This window comes from Elioraea sp. Yellowstone (assembly GCF_006704265.1).
Taxonomy (GTDB): domain Bacteria; phylum Pseudomonadota; class Alphaproteobacteria; order Acetobacterales; family Acetobacteraceae; genus Elioraea.
On sequence record NZ_VIKA01000246.1, the window covers coordinates 1 to 2,850 of the forward strand.

The window sequence follows — 2,850 nt, forward strand, 5'->3', positions numbered from 1 at the left end:
GTGACGAGACCGGCGCGCGCCAGCGGCACGACCGGGCAGTCCGGCGCGGCCGGCAGCACCAGCGTCAGCGGCCCCGGCCAGAGGGTGGCGGCGAGCGCGCGGGCGCGCGCATCTGCAATCCCGAGGGCGAGGGCGGCGTCGGGCTCCGGCAGGTGCGCGATCAGCGGATTGAAGCGCGGGCGCCGCTTCGCCGCATAGATCGCCGCGACCGCGCGCGCCTCGGTCGCGTCGGCGGCGAGGCCGTAGACGGTCTCGGTCGGAAGTGCCACCAGCCGGCCGGCGCGCAGGAGCCGCGCCGCCTCCTCGATGCCGGCGGGGTCGGGGGGCAGGCGCTCGGTCACGGGGCGCCGCGGCAGATGAAGTCGGGGTTGGCGAAGCCGGGCTTGCCGTAGCGGAGCGGGGCGCCGTCCGCCGTGCGCACCGACCCGCCGGCTGCCTCGACCACCGCCTGCGGGGCGGCGGTGTCCCATTCCATGGTGCGGCCGAAGCGCGGATAGAGGTCGGCCGCACCCTCGGCGACGCGGCAGAACTTCAGCGCCGAGCCGGCGTGCAGCACGCGCGCGACCGGCAGGTCCGCGAGATAGCGGGCGAGGCGCGGATCGTCGGCGTGATGGCGCGAGGCGAACACGATCAGCCCCTCCGGCTGCGGCCGGCGTGCGGCGATCGGGCGGCGTCCGGCGGCGTCCTGCTTCCAGGCGCCCCTGCCGACCTGGCCGAGGAAGATCTCGCCGGTCGCCGGCAGCGCCACCGCCCCGAGCACCGGCCGGCCGTCTTCGACCAGGCCGATGCAGACCGCGAACTCGTCCCGCCCGGCGGCGAAGTCGCGCGTGCCGTCGAGCGGGTCGACCAGCCAGAACCGGACGCCCGGCCGCTCGGCCCGGCCGGCGGCGATCTCCTCCTCGGCGATCACGGGGATCTCCGGCGTCGCCGCGCGCAGCCCGGCGACGATCAGCGCCTCCGCCCTGTGGTCGGCCTCGGTCACCAGCGTGCGGTCCTGCTTGCGCGCCACCGTCACGCCGGCACGGCGCGCCGCCATGATCGCGGCGGCAGCCTCGCGGGCGAGGCGGGCGGCGAGCTCGAGGGCTTGCGGATCGGTCATGCCGCGGTGTTAGCCCCGAGACGCGGGCATGGCAAAGCAGGCCACCCTTGCTACAGTCCGCCGCCGCCCACGCAACTCCCGAGGATTCCCCGCATGCTCGAGATCACCTTCGCCAAGCCCGCCCTGCCGGAGAAGGGCGCGCTCGCGCTGCTGGTGGGCGAGGGCGAGGCGCTCGCCGGGCTGGGTGCGGCTGCCGATCAGGCGACCGCGGGCGCGCTCGGCCGTGCGCTCGCCGCCGCCTCGTTCAAGGGCAAGAAGAACGAGACCGTGACGATCCTCGCGCCCGGTGCCGGGCTGTCGCGCGTGGTGGTGGTCGGGCTCGGCAAGCGCGAGGAGGCGGCGGGCCGGGCGACCGAGGAGGCGGCCGGCACGGCGGCGGCCGCGCTCGCTGCCGAGCCGGAGGCCGTGCTGGATGCCGGGCCGGTCGCGCCGGTGCAGGCGGCCGAGGCGGCGCTCGGCGCGAGCTTGCGCGCCTGGCGCTTCGACCGCTACCGCACCAGGGAGAAGGCCGAGGACAGGCCGAAGCTCGCGCGGCTCGCGCTCGCCCATGCGGATGCGGCGAAGGCGCGCGCCGCCTGGGCGCCGCTGAAGGCGGTGGCCGAGGGCGTGTTCCTCGCCCGCGAACTCGTCACCGAACCGCCGAACGTGCTCACCCCGGCGGAGATGGCGGAACGCTGCCGCGGCTTGGCGAAGCTCGGGCTCGAGGTCGAGGTGCTGGGGCCGAAGGAGATGAGGAAGCTCGGCTTCGGCGCGCTGCTCGGCGTCGCCCAGGGCTCGGCGAACGAGCCGCGCCTGGTGGTGATGCAGTGGCATGGCGCCGGTCCGGCGGCGAAGGGCAGGAAGGGCGCCAAGGCGGCCCGGCCGCTCGCCTTCATCGGCAAGGGCGTCACCTTCGATACCGGCGGCATCTCGCTCAAGCCCGCCCAGGGCATGGAGGAGATGAAGACCGACATGGCCGGCGCGGCGACCGTGATCGGACTGATGGCGGCGCTCGCCGGCCGCAAGGCGAAGGTGGACGCGGTCGGCCTGGTCGGGCTGGTCGAGAACATGCCCTCGGGCACGGCGCAACGGCCGGGCGACGTCGTGAAGACCTATTCCGGCCAGACCGTCGAGGTGCTGAACACCGACGCGGAAGGCCGGCTCGTGCTGGCCGATGTGCTCTGGTACTGCCAGGAGCGGTTCGATCCCGCCTTCATGGTCGATCTCGCCACGCTCACGGGCGCGATCGTGGTGAGCCTCGGCCACGAGAACGCCGGGCTGTTCGCGAACGACGACGCGCTCGCGCAGACGCTGATCGCCGCCGGCCAGGCGACCGGCGAGCAGGTGTGGCGCATGCCGCTCGGCGAGGCCTACGACAAGCTTCTGAAGTCCGACATCGCCGACATGAAGAACATCGGCGGACGGCCCGCAGGCGCGATCACCGCGGCACAGTTCCTGCAGCGCTTCGTCAACGGCAAGCCCTGGGCGCATCTCGACATCGCCGGCACGGCCTGGAGCAGCAAGGACAAGCCCTGCGTGCCCAAGGGGGCGACCGCCTTCGGCGTGCGGCTGCTCGACCGGCTGGTCGCCGACCACCACGAGACGCGCTGAGCCCGACCGCGCCGGCCGCGCGCGATGCTGACGGTCCGGTTCCGCCGCCGCCCGCGCCCCGAACACGGGGCCCGGGCGCGGCTGCTGACCGAGGCGGAGGCGGCGGCCGACGGTCTCGCGCAGGCGATCGGCTTCGCAGGCCGCGTGGACGAGGTCGCCGC

Annotated in this window: 3 protein-coding genes; 1 reads left to right on the top strand and 2 read right to left on the bottom strand. The window is 75.2% G+C overall.

Features of this window, described 5'->3' with window-relative positions:
• Both FK498_RS18280 and cysQ read right to left on the bottom strand, forming a co-directional pair.
• On the bottom strand, nucleotides 1-341 hold a 341-nt coding region (locus tag FK498_RS18280; RefSeq protein WP_202614925.1), incomplete at its 3' end, for an L-threonylcarbamoyladenylate synthase.
• Nucleotides 338-1,099 carry a 3'(2'),5'-bisphosphate nucleotidase CysQ gene (gene cysQ / locus FK498_RS18285; protein WP_141857085.1) on the bottom strand — a complete coding sequence of 254 codons (762 nt, stop codon included), beginning with the start codon at nucleotides 1,097-1,099 and terminating at the stop codon, nucleotides 338-340. The genes cysQ and FK498_RS18280, both read right to left, overlap by 4 nt.
• Nucleotides 1,100-1,192: 93 nt before the next feature.
• Between cysQ and FK498_RS18290 the strand changes: the two genes are divergently transcribed.
• Entirely contained in the window at nucleotides 1,193-2,689 is a 1,497-nt protein-coding gene (locus FK498_RS18290; RefSeq protein WP_141857087.1) for a leucyl aminopeptidase, read from the top strand.
• The last annotated feature ends 161 nt before the right edge of the window (nucleotides 2,690-2,850 follow it).